This window comes from Haloterrigena salifodinae (genome assembly GCF_003977755.1).
GTDB lineage: Archaea > Halobacteriota > Halobacteria > Halobacteriales > Natrialbaceae > Haloterrigena > Haloterrigena salifodinae.
This window is the reverse complement of the sequence record NZ_RQWN01000001.1, coordinates 296,105-313,306: the sequence shown is the minus strand read 5'-3', so window position 1 is coordinate 313,306 and position 17,202 is coordinate 296,105. Positions and strand designations below refer to the sequence as shown.

The 17,202-nt window shown below is 65.2% G+C and carries 16 protein-coding genes; 7 read left to right on the top strand and 9 right to left on the bottom strand.

What is annotated here, in order from left to right; genetic code table 11:
* Positions 1-131: 131 nt before the first annotated feature.
* Entirely contained in the window at positions 132-485 is a 354-nt protein-coding gene (locus EH209_RS01555) for a toxin transporter (protein WP_126661237.1), read from the bottom strand.
* 14 nt (positions 486-499) lie between these two features.
* Positions 500-853: a toxin transporter gene (locus EH209_RS01550; RefSeq protein ID WP_126661236.1), complete on the bottom strand. Its 354-nt coding sequence runs from the start codon at positions 851-853 to the stop codon at positions 500-502.
* Positions 854-2,001: 1,148 nt separating this feature from the next.
* Here EH209_RS01550 and EH209_RS01545 point away from each other — a divergent pair.
* A complete protein-coding gene (locus EH209_RS01545; protein WP_126661235.1) occupies positions 2,002-3,471 on the top strand; it encodes a hypothetical protein in 1,470 nt (489 codons plus the stop codon).
* Between the two features lie 207 nt (positions 3,472-3,678).
* Here EH209_RS01545 and EH209_RS01540 read toward each other — a convergent pair whose 3' ends face one another.
* Entirely contained in the window at positions 3,679-4,509 is an 831-nt protein-coding gene (locus EH209_RS01540; protein ID WP_126661234.1) for a hypothetical protein, read from the bottom strand.
* A 482-nt stretch (positions 4,510-4,991) separates the two neighbouring features.
* Here EH209_RS01540 and radB point away from each other — a divergent pair, with 482 nt between their 5' ends.
* Positions 4,992-5,699, top strand: coding sequence for a DNA repair and recombination protein RadB (gene radB, locus EH209_RS01535; protein ID WP_008894942.1), 708 nt, complete (start codon positions 4,992-4,994; stop codon positions 5,697-5,699).
* 66 nt (positions 5,700-5,765) lie between these two features.
* A complete protein-coding gene (locus EH209_RS01530; protein WP_126661233.1) occupies positions 5,766-8,015 on the top strand; it encodes a beta-glucosidase in 2,250 nt (749 codons plus the stop codon).
* Positions 8,016-8,042: 27 nt separating this feature from the next.
* Here the strand turns inward: EH209_RS01530 and EH209_RS01525 are convergent, their stop codons facing one another.
* Positions 8,043-9,200: a CBS domain-containing protein gene (locus tag EH209_RS01525; RefSeq protein WP_126661232.1), complete on the bottom strand. Its 1,158-nt coding sequence runs from the start codon at positions 9,198-9,200 to the stop codon at positions 8,043-8,045.
* Between the two features lie 105 nt (positions 9,201-9,305).
* Here EH209_RS01525 and EH209_RS01520 point away from each other — a divergent pair, with 105 nt between their 5' ends.
* The 4 genes from EH209_RS01520 (at position 9,306) to EH209_RS01505 (ending at position 12,434) form a co-directional block, all read left to right on the top strand.
* Complete coding sequence (locus EH209_RS01520) at positions 9,306-9,605, top strand: lycopene cyclase domain-containing protein (RefSeq protein ID WP_126661231.1); 300 nt, start codon at positions 9,306-9,308, stop codon at positions 9,603-9,605.
* Positions 9,606-9,717: 112 nt separating this feature from the next.
* Entirely contained in the window at positions 9,718-10,485 is a 768-nt protein-coding gene (locus EH209_RS01515; protein WP_126661230.1) for a CAP domain-containing protein, read from the top strand.
* A gap of 124 nt (positions 10,486-10,609) precedes the next feature.
* Positions 10,610-11,392: a YihY/virulence factor BrkB family protein gene (locus tag EH209_RS01510; RefSeq protein ID WP_126661229.1), complete on the top strand. Its 783-nt coding sequence runs from the start codon at positions 10,610-10,612 to the stop codon at positions 11,390-11,392.
* Positions 11,393-11,471: 79 nt separating this feature from the next.
* The gene (locus EH209_RS01505) at positions 11,472-12,434 is read left to right on the top strand and encodes a hypothetical protein (RefSeq protein WP_126661228.1); all 963 of its coding nucleotides are present in this window, start codon (positions 11,472-11,474) and stop codon (positions 12,432-12,434) included.
* A gap of 112 nt (positions 12,435-12,546) precedes the next feature.
* Here EH209_RS01505 and EH209_RS01500 read toward each other — a convergent pair whose 3' ends face one another.
* From EH209_RS01500 to EH209_RS01480, 5 genes are all read right to left on the bottom strand, one after another.
* Complete coding sequence (locus EH209_RS01500; protein ID WP_126661227.1) at positions 12,547-13,455, bottom strand: AEC family transporter; 909 nt, start codon at positions 13,453-13,455, stop codon at positions 12,547-12,549.
* Positions 13,456-13,618: 163 nt separating this feature from the next.
* Positions 13,619-14,647: a hypothetical protein gene (locus tag EH209_RS01495; protein WP_126661226.1), complete on the bottom strand. Its 1,029-nt coding sequence runs from the start codon at positions 14,645-14,647 to the stop codon at positions 13,619-13,621.
* Positions 14,648-14,765: 118 nt separating this feature from the next.
* The gene (locus EH209_RS01490) at positions 14,766-15,305 is read right to left on the bottom strand and encodes a hypothetical protein (protein WP_126661225.1); all 540 of its coding nucleotides are present in this window, start codon (positions 15,303-15,305) and stop codon (positions 14,766-14,768) included.
* Between the two features lie 37 nt (positions 15,306-15,342).
* Positions 15,343-15,555 (bottom strand): hypothetical protein, encoded by a 213-nt coding sequence (locus EH209_RS01485; protein ID WP_126661224.1) that lies wholly within the window; start codon positions 15,553-15,555, stop codon positions 15,343-15,345.
* A gap of 181 nt (positions 15,556-15,736) precedes the next feature.
* The gene (locus EH209_RS01480; RefSeq protein ID WP_126661223.1) at positions 15,737-16,543 is read right to left on the bottom strand and encodes a helix-turn-helix transcriptional regulator; all 807 of its coding nucleotides are present in this window, start codon (positions 16,541-16,543) and stop codon (positions 15,737-15,739) included.
* Positions 16,544-17,202 lie beyond the last annotated feature (659 nt).

The window sequence follows — 17,202 nt, the reverse complement described above, 5'->3', positions numbered from 1 at the left end:
GCTTTCGGCCGTGACTAGATCGTTACTCACGACCTATTCCGACGAACCGTCTACCGTTGGCTGCTCGGGAGCACAACTGCGGTCCGCGGCGATCCGGACGGCTAAAAATAAGTGAACGAAGCCGGGTGTCTCTAGAACAAGTCGACTTCGAACTCGTTCTCAGCGTCTTGGTCGGCGTCCTGGTTGATTTCGCCTTCGTTCTCGGCCTCGGCCTCACCGTACTGCACGTTGGTGTTCGACTGGTCTAGGTTGTTCTCGGCCGTGGCGTCGCCGAACACTGCGTAGGCGGCGTTACCGCCCTGCAGGCCGACGTTCGTCTGGTCGACGTCCTGGGACTGCTTGACGTCCGCGTCTGCCTTCTGGTAGAGGTCCGCGTCTTGGTTGGTATCCTGATCGACGTCGTTGACCTGTGCAGCCGCACCGCCTGCGAATACGAAGCTACACGCCAGTGCGATCGCCAGCAGCATCGAGATTGCGCGTTTCATTGTTGATCAGGTAGTTAGAAGACGTCGAACTCGAACTCGTTCTCAGCTTCCTGGTTGGCGTCCTGGTTGATTTCGCCTTCGTTCTCGGCTTCAGCGACACCGATTTGCGCGTTGTTGTTGGTCTGGTCTAGGTTGTTCTGGGCCGTGGCGTCTCCGTACGCAGCGTACGCGACGTTACCGCCCTGCAGGCCGACGTTCGTCTGGTCGACGTCCTGGTACTGCTTGACGTCCGCGTCCGCCTTCTGGTAGAGGTCCGCGTCTTGGTTGGTATCCTGATCGACGTCGTTGACCTGTGCAGCCGCACCGCCTGCGAATACGAAGCTACACGCCAGTGCGATCGCCAGCAGCATCGAGATTGCGCGTTTCATGGTTGATCATTGGGCACCCACACACGCATGGACGCTCGAGCACCACTCCATCGTGACCGATTCGCGTCGCACGGATCGCGAATCCAGCCGTCTCGAGCGTCCAACGTGCCGTGTTGCCCAGTCGGGACAACAGCCGGGTTCCGTATTAAACCGCCCAACGGTTACGATGTATAGCCGATATTGCGGACAGTTACAATCGTTAGGATGTGTGGGAAATATAATGAAATGTGTGTAATATTTGCGCAGATGCGGATAGATATTCGCTACTACCGGAATTTCCCGCAGAACTGATTCCGCGCCGTCTTCGAAATAGCCCGTGTAGAACGGTTGTAACTTTGATCGCGACGTCGTAATAGTCTCTGCGACGAGAACAGTTTGTCGCCGTGAACGAGCGTGCGCTCATCGATACCGTCGGTTCGAAGGCCTCGAGAGTCGATTAAGCACCGCTCTGAGGTCGCGTGATGCCGGCATCGTCGCGTCTACACACTGGGACTCATCGCGCGAGAATTGCTGGTCCGGCAGCGGTGATGGATCGATCGGCTCCGAGACCCGCGGCTCCCGTCCCCGGCGCTGATCGTCGGTGTCCCCTTCTCGGCCCGTCCGGTGAGCGTCGGACCGCATCGCGTCGAGAGGCGCCGCGATCGCTCCCACGACAGCCGTCGCGCCGTGCTGATCGCGGCCGCCGTTGAAGCCGACCTCTCCTCGCCATCGATGATAACCGTTCACGTTCACTGTCGATTACCGCGCGCTGGATCTCCCTTCGATCGTGAAACGGTCATTCGATCACTACTACCGTCGGTAGTTTTGGATTTCGCTGTCGACGAAGCTTCTCGAACCAAAGAATTTCGAGCGCAAGTCGACTGTAGTGGCGTATCGCGTGTCGATCCGTCGATACCTCCGGACGGCGGCGCGTAATCTACCGTTCGAGTGGTCGTCTGACGGAGGTAGACGGTCGTTTCCGCGAGTAGCGGCGGAGTTCTAGTTAGTAGGGCGACTAATACGTTTTCCAACCTGTAGATAACAAAGTCTGTCTTTGGGATAGGACCGTTCGCGTCGAATCGTTCAGCAACAGAACAAACTCACGATCGAAAATCAGAGCTACCATGACAGAAGAAGACACGAGACGCTCACGGTATACGACAGTATTGATGGCCTGTATCGTTTCCATATCGATGCTGGCCGCCGGCGCGCCAGCCGCGATGGCGGGCGGCAACGACGACGTTCAGGCCGATTCGGTTCACGCGCTCGAGGACGGCGAAGACCTCTACCTGGTCTTCGGCGCCGATCTCAACGAAACGAGCCTTGAGGAGTATATCGACGCTCACGCGTCCGAGGAACTGAACGCGGACCAGATGAGCAACACCGAGGTCGTCCAGCACCAGAACGTCGACCAGGTGAACATCAACGAGCAGGGTGAGGCGGTGTCGATCGCGATCGACGGCGGCGAGGCGACCGCCATCCAGGAAGCCAACCAGCTCAACGCCAACTCCCAGACCGGCGAGGCGTCGGCCGAGAACAACGTCGTCAGCAGCCAGACGACTCAGTTCGAAGACGTCGGCACCGTTTACATGATCATGGGCGACGACGGCAGCCAGCAGTTCAACGGCTGGGGCGTCGCCACGGAGAAAGGCGACAAAAAGACCGTCACGCAGTCCGCCGAGGCCAGCGTGACCCAGACCCAGGACGTCGCGCAGGGGAACTACAACGAACAAAGCGTCGCCTTCGCCCTCGCCGCGGAGAACAGTTCGGCGACGGCCCTTCAGCAGACCGACCAGCACAACCAGAACCTGCAGGAAGGTGCCGCCAACGCGTCGAACATCTACGCCGGCCAGGGTGAATACACCGAGCAGAACGCGAACAGTTGGCTGACTCAGCAGCAGGCCGTCGAACAGACGAACGTCAACGAACAGGGTGCCGCCGTCGCCATCGCCGTCGGCGAGAACAGCACCGCGACGGCGATCCAGGTCACCGACCAGACCAATCTCAACGAACAGACCGGCTCCGCCAACGCCGCCAACCTGCTCGCCTCGATGGGAGAAATGAACGTCGCGTCCGCCGGCGACAGCAGCGTCGTCGACACGGAGACGCCGTCGAAGAACAAGAAGGACAAGGACGACTCCCAGACCGCGACGACCAGCGTCGAGCAGGAGCAGGCCGTCGAGCAGCTTAATATCAACCTCCAGAACACCGCGGTTGCCATCGCTGTCAACGACAGCGAGGCCGAGGCCGTCCAGATGGCCTCCCAGCAGAACTACAACGCACAGATTGGCACCGCCGCTGCGCTCAACGTGTACGCGTCGCCGGGGTACACGTACGACTCCGAGGCGCAGACCTCGAGTACGACCGTCACCATCGGCGGCAACGACGTCGAGAACGCGCCGGGGATGTCCTACGACTACGACACCAGCGCCGAGCAGAACAGCGACGTCACGCAGGACGCGACGGCCGCCCTCGAGCAGACCCAGTTCGTGACCCAGGAGAACGTCAACGAACAGCACTCGGCGATCGCCGTCGCCGAGGATGACGGGGACGCCGCCGCGACGCAGGTGAGCATGCAGGAGAACGAGAACGTCCAGATGTCCGCCGTCGCCGCGACGAACGTCTGGATCGCGCCGTAACGGCGATTCCCGATCGATCGCTTTTTCTCTTCGACGACCGCGTCGCCGACGTAGCGCCTCGAGTCGAGACGACCCTGACTCGAGCCGAACCGAGACGAGCCCGACCGAGCCGATCGTAATTGGGACGACTCCGACTCGAGTCGATCCGAACCGGGACGAGCGAATCAGTCTCGATCGTCAGAAGTCGGTTAGCAGCCGCTGTTACTCTCAGTCTCCGTCTACGTCCGCATCCGACGACTTCGAGGTTGCGTCGTCGGTGGTGCCGGTGTCGTCCGTACCGTCGTCGGTGGTGCCGGTGTCGTCGCTATCGTCATCGGTGCGGTGCTCCGAGAGCGCTTCGTCGATCGTCAACTCGCCGGCCGCGACCCGTCGAGCCAGCACCTCGTCGATCGCCCGGTTCTCCTCGCTTTGCTCGCGCGAGCGATCCTTGATCACCTGTAACTCGCCGGCGGTCGGTTCGATATCCCGCGAGTCGATGACCTCCCCCTCGAGCCGAGCGATGTTGGCCGCCGCGAGGACGTCGCCCATCCCCCGCGAACCGGTTCCGAGGTACGGCGTCGTCCCCGTCTCGTCGACGAGTTCGACCGTCACGTCCTCGAGTTCGTTGACGAGTTTGGCGCTCTGGAGGCGGGCGCCGTCCCCGACGCGAACTACCGGATTGGTCGCCTCGTCGGCCTCGCGCTGGATCACGTCCACGGCGTCGGAAAGGGGCACCTGAAAGGCGGCGACGACCATCTCCCCCGCGAGGACGGCGATACCGGGTTTCCGGCCCGGATCGACGCCGATGATGGTTCGGCCGCCGTTGCCCCGAACCGCGGTCAGGGCCTGGTCGACGGCGCGTCGCGGATGGTCCGGATCGGCGACGACAGTCGTCACGGTCGCGAAGTCGTCGGCGTGGTCGGCGCCGGTGACGACCACCGACGTCCGCTCCGGGAGTTCCTCGTCGGGCTCGACGGTCGTGAACTGGGTCCCGCGCTCCCGGAGCTCGTTGACGACGCCGTGGTACACCTCGAAATCTGCTGTGGCGACGACGATCACGCCTCGAGGTTCGTCTTCCGGAGGAATAAACGTACAGCAACCGCTCACGCGTCGTTCGACGCACCCGTCCGCGGCTCATCGTTCGATATCGTCTCAACGTATATATCTTGACTCGACGATTTTCCACTACAGATGACCGTCAGCGAGATTAGTTACTGTCCTTTCTGCGGATCCGCCGAAATCAAGCGGAGCGAAACGGCACATCGAGGGCCCGAAACGTACTATAACTGCCCGAACTGTGGTCGCGTCGGAACCACCGGCATCGGTCGTTCACCGGCCGGATGAACGATTAATCGTCTTCTCGCGAGCGCTCTCGCGTCCGATAGCGAACGCGTATCGGTCCCACCGAAGCGTCCGTTCGGTCCTCTGTCGCGACTTGGCGATCAGGACCGTCTCACGTCCGCTCGAGGCCGCTCGACTGTCCGCGATCGCTCACCGGCCCGTTTCGGGGGCTTTTTGCGGGCCACCTGCCAACTCGAACCGTGAACGACGAGGCGATACCGACCGGCTGTGGGCCGGTCGACGAGTTACTCGGCGGGGGGTTCGAACGCGGAACCGTCACGCAGGTGTACGGCCCGCCCGCGGCGGGGAAGACCAACCTCGCGCTGTCGGCGGCCGTCGAGACGGCCGTCGCCGGCGGGACCGCGGTCTACGTCGACACCGAGGGCGTCTCGGTCGACCGCTTCCAGCAACTGCTATCGGCCCGGGTCGACGACGAGGACGTCGAGGCCGTCGCCTCGCGGATCGTCATCGAGGACGCCGTCGACTTCGAGGAACAGTCCGAGGCCGTCCGGGACACCGAGGAGTTCGCCGAACGCGCGGACCTGATCGTCCTCGACAGCGCGACCGGTTTCTACCGCCTCGAGCGCACCGGCGAGAGCGACGGCGGCGAGGCGCTGCGCAGCGTCGCCCGACAGGTGACTCACCTCCTCTCGTTGGCCCGCAAGCACGACCTCGCGGTGGTCCTGACGAACCAGGTCTTCGCCGATCCCGACGCCGACCGCACGCGCGCGCTCGGCGGCAACACGTTAGAGCACTGGACCGGCGTCGTCCTCCGCCTCGAGCGGTTCCGGGGCGGGAACCGACGGGCGACGCTGGAGAAACACCGCTCGAAGGCGGTCGGCGAGTCCGTCCAGTTCCGAATTACGGATCGGGGACTCGAGGGTGGCGACGAGTCGATGCGTCAGTAACGCGAGCTTTCGGTTACGATAGCCGCCTCCCAAACAGTTACCGGGCCGACCAACCAATTGGATTACATGATAGGCGGTTCCGGACGCGTCGAGGAACTACTCGCATCGATGACCCGCGAGGAGAAACTGCGCCTCGTGAGCGGCCGCGACGATCCCGCGGGGACGGCGACGGGCTACCTGCCCGGCGTCGAGCGACTCGACGTTCCGCCCTTCCGGCTGGTCGACGGCCCGCTCGGGGTTCGCGCCGAGGGAGAGCGGGCGACGGCGTTTCCGGCGTCGATCGCCGTCGCGGCGACGTTCGACCCCGACCTCGCGCGCGAGAAGGGCGCGGCGATGGCCCGCGAGGCGCGGGCGCTCGAGCAGGACGCGCTGCTCGCGCCTGGCGCGAACCTGATCCGGGTCCCCCACTGCGGACGGAATTTCGAGTACTACTCGGAGGAGCCGCTGCTGGCCGCCGAAACGACAGCGGGCGCGGTCGACGGGATCCAGAACGAGGACGTCGTCGCGACGGTCAAACACTACGTCGCGAACAACCAGGAGACCGACCGCGTCCGCGTCAGCAGCGAGGTCGACGAACGGACGCTTCGGGAACTATATCTGCGACCGTTCCGGGCGGCCGTCGAAGCCGGTGCCGGCTCCGTGATGACCGCCTACAACCGCGTCAACGGGGCGTACATGAGCGACCACGACCGCCTCGTCGACGACGTACTCAAGGGCGAGTGGGAGTTCGACGGCTACGTCGTCTCGGACTGGTACGGCACCGAAAGCACCGTCGGCGCCGCGAACGCCGGCCTGGACCTCGAGATGCCCGGGGTCGCGATCGATGGCGGATTCGATGGCGACGGGGACAATGGGGACGATGGAGACGAGGAGGACGGCTCGTTCGACGGGGCCGACCTCGAGGGCGAGGCCGCCGAGATAATGGGCGGACTCCCCGACGGAACGCGGGGCGACTTGTTCGGCGACCCGCTGGCCGACGCCATCGACGCCGGCGAGGTGCCGGCCGAGCGGCTGGACGACATGGTTCGGCGGATTCTCGGGCAACTCGAGCGGATCGGTCGCCTCGAGAACGACGCCGGCGATCGAAGCGCCGGCAGTGACGGTGACGGCGATGGCGACGGCGACGACGCCGGAGCGATCGATACGCCCGCCCACCGTGACCTCGCCGAGCGGATCGCCGTCCGGGGGACCGTCCTGCTCGAGAACGACGGCGTTCTCCCGCTCGAGGATGGGGCCGACATCTCCGTCGTCGGCCCGAACGTCCACGAGGCGAAACTCGGGGGCGGCGGCTCCTCGGAGACGACGCCGTTCCGGTCGACGAGTCCGGCGGCCGGGATGGAGTCGCGGGCCGACGGTGCGGTGACGGTCGCCCGCGGCTGCGAGCCGATTCCGGACCTCTCGCTGTTCGACGCGCTGCCGTTCGTCGACGGCGAGGTGCCCGACGAGCCGGAGGCGGACGCGGGGGTCGGAATCGACGCTGACGAGCCCGCTATCGACGCCGCGGTCCGAGCCGCCGCCGACGCCGATGTCGCGGTTGTCTTCGTCCGCGACCGGACGACCGAAGGGAAGGACCGGGACTCGCTGCGGTTGCCCGGCCGGCAGGACGAACTCGTCGAAGCGGTCGCCGACGCGGCCGCGGCGACGGTCGTCGTGGTGCAGTCGAGTGGTCCCGTCAGACTCCCGTGGCGCGACGCGGTCGACGCCGTCCTCGAGGCGTGGTACCCCGGACAGTCCGACGGCGCGGCGGTCGCGTCGGTGCTGTACGGCGACCGCGATCCGTCGGGGCGCCTGCCGGTTACGTTCGCCCCCGAAGGGATGTACCCGACGGCCGACGAGCGCCGGTATCCCGGGATCGAGGACGAAGCGCACTACGAGGAGGGACTGTTCGTCGGCTACCGCCACTTCGACCGCGACTCCGTTGACGCCGAGCCCACGTACCCGTTCGGTCACGGCCGCTCCTACGCCGACTTCGCGTACCGCGACGCCGCGGTCGTCGACGACCGGACGGTCCGCGTCACCGTCGAGAACGGCGCCGACCGGGACGGTCGCGAGGTCGTGCAGGTGTACGTCCGTCCCCCCGAATCGACCGCGGTCGAGCGGCCGACGCGAGAACTCGCCGGCTTCGAGTCGGTCGCCGTCCCCGCCGGCGAGACGCGGACGGTCGACGTCACCCTCGCCGACCGGGCGCTCGGCCGGTACGACGCGGCCGACGGCTGGGTGATCGATTCCGGAACCTACACTGTCGAACTGGCCCGCTCGGCGCGGGACGTGCGAAAAACGGTCGATCTCGAGTTCGAGGACGGCACGACGCCGTAACGCGCGGTCCGCGGAAACGACCGCGCTCTAGAGTTCGTTCAGCTTTCGGAGCAACTGGCCGCGGTACTCCTCGTCGCTGGTGACGCCCTTGACCTCCAGGACGTTGCGCTCGAGTTTGTCGATGGCGACGCGGAAGGCGTTCTCGGAGCCGTAGCCTTCGCCGGTGCCGGCGATCTGTCCCTTATTGGTTCGCAGGCGGATCTGGCAGTGGATCAGCGGCGTCCCGCGGAGCTTTTCCTGGTGTTCCTTGAACCGGACGTGGGCGTGCTGGACCTGCATGTCCTGGTACTTGTCGACGACGTTCTCGATGTTCTCGACGATCCCTTCTCGAGTGATCGTATCGAGCATCGAGATGTTGGTGATCTGGACGTCCATGCGCTGTTCTTCGGTGAACGTCAGCGCGCGCAGGACGTCGGTCTTGGTGATGACGCCGATGACCATCCGGTCGTCGTCTTCGGGGGTGACGATCAGACCCGAGTAGTCGTTATCGAGCATCGTCTCGACGGCCTCCTGAGCGGTGGTGTCCAGCGTCGTCGTCTCGACGGGGCTGGCCATGATGTCGTAGACGGGAACGTCGAGCAGTCGCTGGGTGTCGCCGACCCGGTCGCCGGTCGTCGTCGTGTGGTTTTCCCGGATAACGAAGTCGGCGATGTCGTGGGTCGTCACGACGCCCGAGAGGTAGCCGTTCTCGTTGAGCACGGGCAGTCGGGAGATGCCGTGTTCGCGAAGCTGGTTGATCGCCCGCCCGATCCCGTCGTCCTCCTCGAGCGTGACCGGATCGGCGGTGTAGATGTCCTCGACCGTCAGCGTATCGAGGTTCTCGAGGACTGCCTCGAGGATGGCGTCGTCGGTGATGACGCCCCAGAGATCGTCGTTCTCGAAGACCGGGGCGACCTTCGCGTTACTCTCGACGAGCACGCGGGCCGTCTCTCGGACGTCCTCGTTGCGGTCGACCTGCGGGGCCGGCGCGTTCCGACTGGGTTTCATGAGTGCCGCCACCTTGGCGTCGTCTTCGACGTGGGACTGGAGGACCTCGCGCTCGCTGATGACGCCCTCGTACTCCCCGTCGTCGGTGACGATGATCCCCTTGGGGTTGCCGTCCTCGAACATGGATCGGACTTTCCCCATTCGCGTCCCGACGTCGACTTCGATGAACTCCGTGGTGGCGATATCAGCGATATTCATCCTTCTGGGGGAGTATACTGCCGCCGGGCTTTTGAACATACCGCACGTTTTAGCCGGGTGGGCGCAGGGGTGACCGTTTTGAGGGCTGGAATGGATATCTTCCGTATGGTGCCCGATATCAGCGTTTTCGGCCGATACACCTACCTCGCGACGGAACTGTTCTGGGGAGCCGTCGCCGCCGTCCTCCTCCGCCGGGCGAACGCGCTCCGGAAAGCCGGCGTCACGATCCTCGCGCTGTACCCGATCGCGTACCTCTGGGACCGCTACACGCTCGCCGTCGGCGTTTTCGACATCAAGCTCCGAACCGGGATCGATATCGCCGGCATCCCGCTCGAGGAACACCTGTTCATGGCGGTCGTTCCCGGCCTCGTGATCGGGATTCACGAGACGATCTTCGGCGAATGACCACAGGATACTCGATACCTATCGGTTACGTTGATAGTCACTCATCCAGTAACGTATCAACGGCTGCAATCGAACGCGGAACACTTACCCTGCGATCTATTCGTTTCGAACGATGTGTCCCCGGTCCCGGTCGACCACCGGATCCGATCGTGCCGATTCCGACGATAGGGCCGTTCTGCGGTCGCTGTTTCGCCTGCTCGTCGCCGTCGCCCTGATCGGCGTTCTCGCCTTCGGAACCACCGTCCTCGCCCCGGGAATCCTCGAGAGCGTCGACACGGGCGATCTCGAGGGGCCCAGCGGCATCGGTAGCGAGGTGACGCCGAGTTCCGACCCGCCGCCGGCGGGCGAGCGCAACCCCGCCGTCACCGATCCCGACGATCCAGGGAACTCGAGCTACGAAACCGACGTCGAGACCGTCGGCTCGGCGACCGTCGAGGACTTCGTCCACGCCGAGGTCAACGACCGCCGGGCCGAACACGGCCTCGAGCCCCTGGAGTGGGACGGAACGATCGCCTCTGTCGGCCGCGCCCACAGCTACGACATGGCCCAGCGGGAGTACTTCGCCCATATCAATCCCGACGACGAGGCGCCGATGGATCGCTTTCGAGACGTCGACAACTACTGTCGGGGCTACGGCGAGAACATCGCCCTGACGTGGGTCGACCGTCCGGTCGAGAATTCGGAGACAGACGAGACCGTCCGCTACCGGACTGCAGAGGGACTCGCCGAGGGACTGGTCAACCAGTGGATGAACTCCACCGACCACCGACGCGCGATCCTCGAGCAGGGGACGCCCGATTGGGATCGCGGCGGCGTCGGCGTCTACATCGCCGACGACGGCGCGGTCTACGCGTCGCACAACTTCTGTCGCGAGCGGTGACGGCCGGGAGCGAGCCGCAATCGGAGCGAGCGTACGGGCCGACCTCTCATCCGGCGAACCGAACAGCGATTCTGAAACTACGGTGGACTGATAGTCATTTACCCGCGGCCGTTCTCGGTCCGGTATGGACGCTCGAGAGACGCTCACTGCAGTCTATCGAACGGCGAGCGACCGCGACGTTTCCTTTCTCGCGGCCGCCGTCGCGTACTACGCGTTCGTTTCGCTGATCCCGCTGGTGTTGCTCGCGCTCGTCGTCGGGTCGCTGCTCGGCGGCGAGGACGCCGCCCAGCGGTTGATCACGGTCGCCGGCGACTTCCTCCCGGCGGCGGGCGAGGAGCTGGTCACCGACGCGTTGACGACCGAATCCGGCCGCGCGCAGGCGACCGTCGTCGCGCTCGCCGTCTCGGTCTGGGGCGCGCTGAAGGTCTTTCGCGGGCTCAGCCTCGCCTTCAACAAGGTCTACGGCGAGGTCGTCGACGAGTCGCTGGTCGACCAGCTCAGGGACGGCCTCGTCGTCATCGTCGCGGGCGCGGGCGCGATGGGACTGATGATCGTGATCGGATGGATCGTCGGCTTCGCCGCCAAAGTACTCCCCTTCGCCGGCGTCCTGAGCTGGCTGACGCTACTGATCGGGCTCGTCCTCGTATTTCTACCGATCTACTACGTGTTGCCGCCGATTTCCGTCGCGTTTGCCGACGTACTCCCCGGCGCCGCCTTCGCCGCGGTCGGCTGGACGATCCTGCAGGCCGGTTTTCAGCTGTACGCATCCAACGCCGGCCAGTACCAGGCCTACGGCGCCGTCGGTGCCGTCTTGCTGTTCGTCACCTGGCTCTACTTCGCCGGCATGCTCATCCTCTTCGGCGCAGTGCTCAACGTCGTCCTCTCGGAGCCGCCGCTGGCAGAGTGACGACTCGGCCGCCGGCGCCGGACGCCGCACCGACCACAGGGGGGAAAGATTATGGTCTCGGCACGGCCAGACCTCCACAATGAGTGACCAGTCTTCGAACCAACCCTCCGCGGCCGATTCGGCCTCCGACTCGAGCGAGTCGGTCGACGACGCCGGCGCCTCGAGCGGAAGCCTCGAGCCGGGCGGCGGCCCGCAGCGGATCGTCTCCGACCAGAGCGTCGACGACATCCTCGACTCGCTCGACGCGACGAAATCCGGGTCGGCGGACGCAGACGAGGACGCGACGGACGGGGACGAGCCGACGGGAGCAGGGAACGAATCCGAGCCGGACGACGCCGCGTCGGCGGCCGACGAACCGACGGCTGCATCGGCGCCGAGCGAACCGACCGATAGCACGACGGAAGCGGACGACGAAACGGCCGCGACAGCGGACGGGCCGACCGAGACGGACGGCGACGTCACGACCGCGTTCGACGAGGAAGAGATCCCGTCGACCGACGAGCGAGGAACCGACGAAGTCGCCGTCGGCTCGGTAGCGGAATCGGCGGACCCGATCGAGTCGATCGAAACGGCTGCGTCCGCCGACGTGACCGACGCTGCGAGGACGACGGACTCCGCGAGCACGACCGGGAGCAGTACCGACGAGTCGTCGATCGACTCCGCCGCGACGTCGCTCGAGGACCTCCCAGACGACGCTGCGTCGCTCGAGGATCTCTCGGACGACGACGCCTCCCTCGAGGAACTGGCCGCCCGCATCGAGGACGGCGCCGTCACCGGGGCGGACGTCCGGGCCGCCGAAGCGGGCGAGGGACGCGAGTCCACGCCCGACGTCGACGAGATCGAACTCTCGATGGACGACTTGGAAGAAACCCAGGCAGCGACGACGTCCGCGGCTGGAAGCAACGGTGCACCCGACGTTCCCGACGATACTGGCCCGCTCGCGGGGTCGGTCGGAGCCGGCGAGGACTCGAGCGACGACGACGCGGACGGCGACGACTCGCCGGGCTTGCTCGGTCGGATCAAGCGGTTCTTCGGCGGCTAGCCGTCGGGATCGCAGCGATCAATCGGTTCCGTTCTCCGAGTGTTCGAACGCTCACGTTCGCCGTTCTCGAGTCTCCCAGTAGGTCGTTCGACCGCGCCACGCTCGAGTGGGCCTAGCTCACGAGCGTGATCAGCACGAACAGGGTCAGCATCGAGACCAGCGTCGTCGCGAAGACGTTCAGCGACGCGAACTCCTCGTCGCCGCCGAGTTCGGCCGCGAAGACGAACGTCGAGACGGCCGTCGGCGTTCCGAGCATGACGACCGCCGCGGTGAACGTCGCCGCGTCGACGGCGAGTACCGAGAAGACGGCCCACGCGAGCGCGGGCATACAGACGATTTTCAGCCCGATGACGGACCCGGTCGCGCCGAGATCGATCGACGGGAGATCAACCTCGAGTGACGCGCCGACACAGAGGAGGGCCAGCGGGAGGGCGACCGAACCGAGGAGGTCGAGGCCGGTCGCGGCCGGCCCGGGAAGCGTGATCCCCAGCGAGCCGACGGCGAGTCCGGCGATCAGCGACCCCAGGACGGGGTTTTTCGCCAGCCCCAGCAGTTCGTCGCCAAGCGCGGCGTCGGCCCCGTTGAGCATCGAGAGGAGGAGGACCGACAGGGGCAACTGGGTCAGCGTGACGACGCCCAGAACGACGCTCGCGGTCGCGGTCACCTCGGCGTCGAACGTCGCTGCGACCAGGGGCAGGCCGAGATAGCCGAGATTCGAGTGGTACGACTGGACGACCGCCACGCTCCGCCGGCCGATCGACCCCTGGTTGCGGTGAACGAGCCACGCCAGCCCGACCGTCGCGAACAGCACGAACAGCAAGCCACCCAGCAGCGTCAGCGAGAGCAACTCGCCGATCGCTCGATCGTACGTCGAGACGAAGATCAGCGCCGGCAGGGCGACGTAGTAGGCGACCGCGTTCAACCGCGTCGTCCGTCGGGCGTCGAGCAGCCCCGTCGTTCGGAGCCCGGCTCCCAGCAGGAGCACGACCAACAATCCCGACAACCGGACGAACAGTTCCATACGACCCTCGAGTCGATTCGGACTTTTCTACCGTTCGATCGGCGAGGTCACTGTGTCTCGGTAGCACCACTCGAGTGGTTCGCCCGCGCTTCCGTCGTTTCGATCGGGAGTTCCCGCCGACTTCGACGCTCGAGTTCGAATCGGCGGCCGGACGTCGATGCAGTTATTCGTCCCAGTCGATCGCCTCCGTCCGTTCCGCGCGGCGGAGGATGAACGGGCCGAGCGAGCCGGTCCGCTTCGATATCGTCGCGATTCGAAGAACGTAGGTCGTCAGCAGGAAGAACGGAACGAGGGTGATCGTCGCGCTGGCGCCCACGAGCCACACCATGGTATCGACACCGAGGATCGTTCCCTGAACCAGTTCGGGATCGAGATACAGCACCGTCGCCGTCGCGGCGACGACGCCCGGTAGCCCCGAGTAGAGCATCGATCGCGTGAGGTGGACGAGTTCCCACTGGAAGTACAGCGACTTGAAGTGCTCGAGGGCCGGCCCGAACAGCCGTAGACTGTCAATCAACTCGTCGAACGCCGCCAGTTGGTCGTCGTCGAGGCTGTCGCCGTGCTCGTCGCGCAGCCGACGGACCGCGTAGATCTTCCAGGAGTAGTTGTAGTTCAGTCCAGATCGAAGGACGCCGAACTCGCCGAACTGGGACGTCTCGAGTTGGGACTCGATCTCATCGGAGTTCCGGCAGACGTTCTCGACCAGTCGGTCGGTCCGTTGCCGAAGGATCTCGTCGTCGGTGTCGGCGACGGCCTCGCGAAGCGCTTCGGCGCGGTCGCTGCTGGTCTGCACGAGCGCCTGCAGGAATTGCGCGGGATCAGGCGGTCCGACCGATCCGAACAGTTCCTCGACGTCGTGGCGGTAGGCCATCGCCTCGTTCATCCACGTGTGCTGGTCGCCGAGCCGCCCGAGTTCCTGGGAGAGCACGAGCTGGTTGATCGAGACGACGAGCGTCACGCCGGTGAGAACCGCGGCGATCAGCGCCTGAAACGCCGTGTCGATGGGCGTGCCGCTGTCCATCATCTCCCGCATCGGAAGCGATATTGTGCCGAGAACGACGAACGTAGCGAAGGCCACGGCGGACAGTAGCCCAGCCAACACCCATCGGTTCGCATCGAGCAAGAACCAGTGTGCGACGGGGTTTTCACCGGTTCGCCCGCGAAGCGTATCCCTCGAGAACGGACCGTCCATACGGTTCGTTCGGTCGCAGGACGAAAAGCGGTTGAGCCTGAATCCGTCCGGGGTCGAGTGAGCCGAATTCGCGGGCGGACGAAGCGGTGAACCGCCGTCGAAAATTCGTACCGGACCCCTAGACTCCGGCGTCGTCGCCGGGATCCGACAACTGCGGATCGGCTCGCAGTCCCCGGAACGCGAGCGCGGCGCCCGCCACGAACACGATCGTCGCGAGGTAGATCGGTCCGAGGTGGGTCAGCCACTCGTGCGCGAAGAGGTCCATGTAGTGCATCGGAAGCGCGAGCGCCAGGCCGGTCACGGCGGCGACGACCGCCGTCGCCCACGCCCACAGCAGGCCGGCGCGAACGCCGTACCACGCCAGCGCCGCGACGGCGATCCCGGTCGCGATGATGAACGCCGCGGTCGCGACGTGGAGGTGATTGATGTAGTGCATGATCGCCGGATCGATCGCGTTCAGTTCCGCCGGCGTGATGCCGTTGAGGGTCGCGACGCCGAGCTCGAAGCCGGTGCCGAAGAACGTCCTGGCGAGGAACACGACCCCGTAGCCGACGAACGCGACGCCGGCGAGCGCCATCAGGAGCGCTCCGGTCCGCACGCTGCGTCCGAGTTCGTAATCGGTCTCGTGGTGGTCGACAGTCGCTTGGTCTGTGCTCATAGTCAGATCGGGCCGTCGTGTGTTGTCTCGTGCCGGTTCAGACCTCGACTTCGGTCACGTGCCGGTCGTTGATCTCCTCGAGGGAGTACTCCGTGCCGTGCTGTTCGCTGACGTGGTCGCGCGTGATTTCGAGCAATCGGTCCCGGTTGTCCACCTCCGTCCGCATGCGGAAGACGCAGCCCGATACTTCGGTATCGCACGCTACTTCCAGGGCCGTCAGTTTCTCGTCGCTTTGGTGTGTGTCTGCCATGGTTTGGTTTCGCCTCCTCGAAAGAGCGTACACTGCGTAGACCTATGGAGGCATCTAGCGGGTTTCGGGCAGCGGATGACAGCCGTGCAGACGATGCACGGCAGTCACCGGCTGCAAGCCGGCGACCCGGCCGCCCCTCGCACCATCGCGGCTGGACGCTCACTGCGACGGCGGGGCCGAACTATCCGACCACCGGCTCGAGCGCGAGCGGCCGGGCGTCGCGTCGGTAGGACGCGAACGTCGATTCCGCCCAGTCGCGCGCCGCCGGCGCGTCGGTGTCGATCAACAGCCGAACCATCCCGCTGTCCGGATCGTAGCAACTGACGGCGATCCGGTCGTCGAAGAGACTGACGCCGCAGGGCGGCACGTCGTCGTGCACGCTGATCGAGAGGTTCCCGCTCTCGAGGGCGGCCGAGCAGTGTTCCCGGTAGTTTGAGAGGATGTATTCGGCGACGCCCGGCGGATCGACGATTTCCGCTTCCATGCCGTCGACGATCAACCGCCGAAGTTCGTCCTTGCAGGGCTCGAGCAGGGCGATGTCGGCGCCGACGAACCGGAACCGGTTCGTCCGCTCGAGCAGCGCCGCGAATCTGTTCACCGGCCGGTACGGGGCCTCGGGCTCGGCGGCCGTCACGACCGCACGGCTAGCCATCTCGACGGTGAACCCGCTCTCCTCCGGGAGAAACTGCCAGCTGTCACGGAGCGCCCGCTCGGTCTCGAGCCGGGCGAGCAGCTCCCGCAGTCCGGCCGCGACGAACGCACCCAACTGCGTCGCTTCGTACCGGTCCCCGTCCCGTCTGATCCAGTTGCGTTCGTCGAACGCGCGCAGCGTCCGTCCGATCGTCGACGCCGATGCTCCCGTCTTCGTCCGGAGCGCGGCTCGACTCGTCGGCCGCTCGGCCAGCGCCTCGAGCACGGCGACGCGGTGTTCCGACCGCGCGAGGAACTCGATCTCCTCGAGCGGCTCGTCAGTGGTGCTGTGTGTCATGGGTGAAGTACGCACGCTGGAGGTATAGCTGTTCCAGTAGGGCGTCCTTACGGCATCTCCAAACGGGTCCCCGAGCGGTCGTGGTCCCGCACTGCGATCGCTCTTCACGCTCGAGTGGCGGACTGGACAGTTCTGGTGCGGTCGAAGAGCGTGTTTGCTCGAGTTGAACAAGAGAGCGGAGGCAGATTTGAACTACGCCGAGACGTGCTCGCTCACTCGCGTTCGCTGCGCGCGACTCGGCGTAGTTCAAATCTCCCGTAACAATTTTCCGAGCAACGCGCTCGTCGTAACCAAATAACGCGCCCATGCGACTACACACGCAAGTGTTCAACATAGCCGTGAAATCACCGGCTGCGAAGCCACAACGCGATTGCACGCCGCACGCTGCCCAAGCTCTATCGCGCCACGTGATCTCCGTCGATCCAGCGTGACGTACTTACTGGATGAAGGCCACCGGAGAGAGTTAGTCGCAGATCGGGTAGATATGTCAGTCCGGACGATGGAAGAGCACTACGAAGCGTACAGAGGCAGAAAAGCGCCAATTGAGACGTGAGGAGTTTGGAATGGACAGCTAATCATTTGAGAATAATCGGCATGTGGTTCCTTTTTGAAACGGATCACGAAAGTCCTGTGCAGTGTAGGGCAGGAACATCGTACTG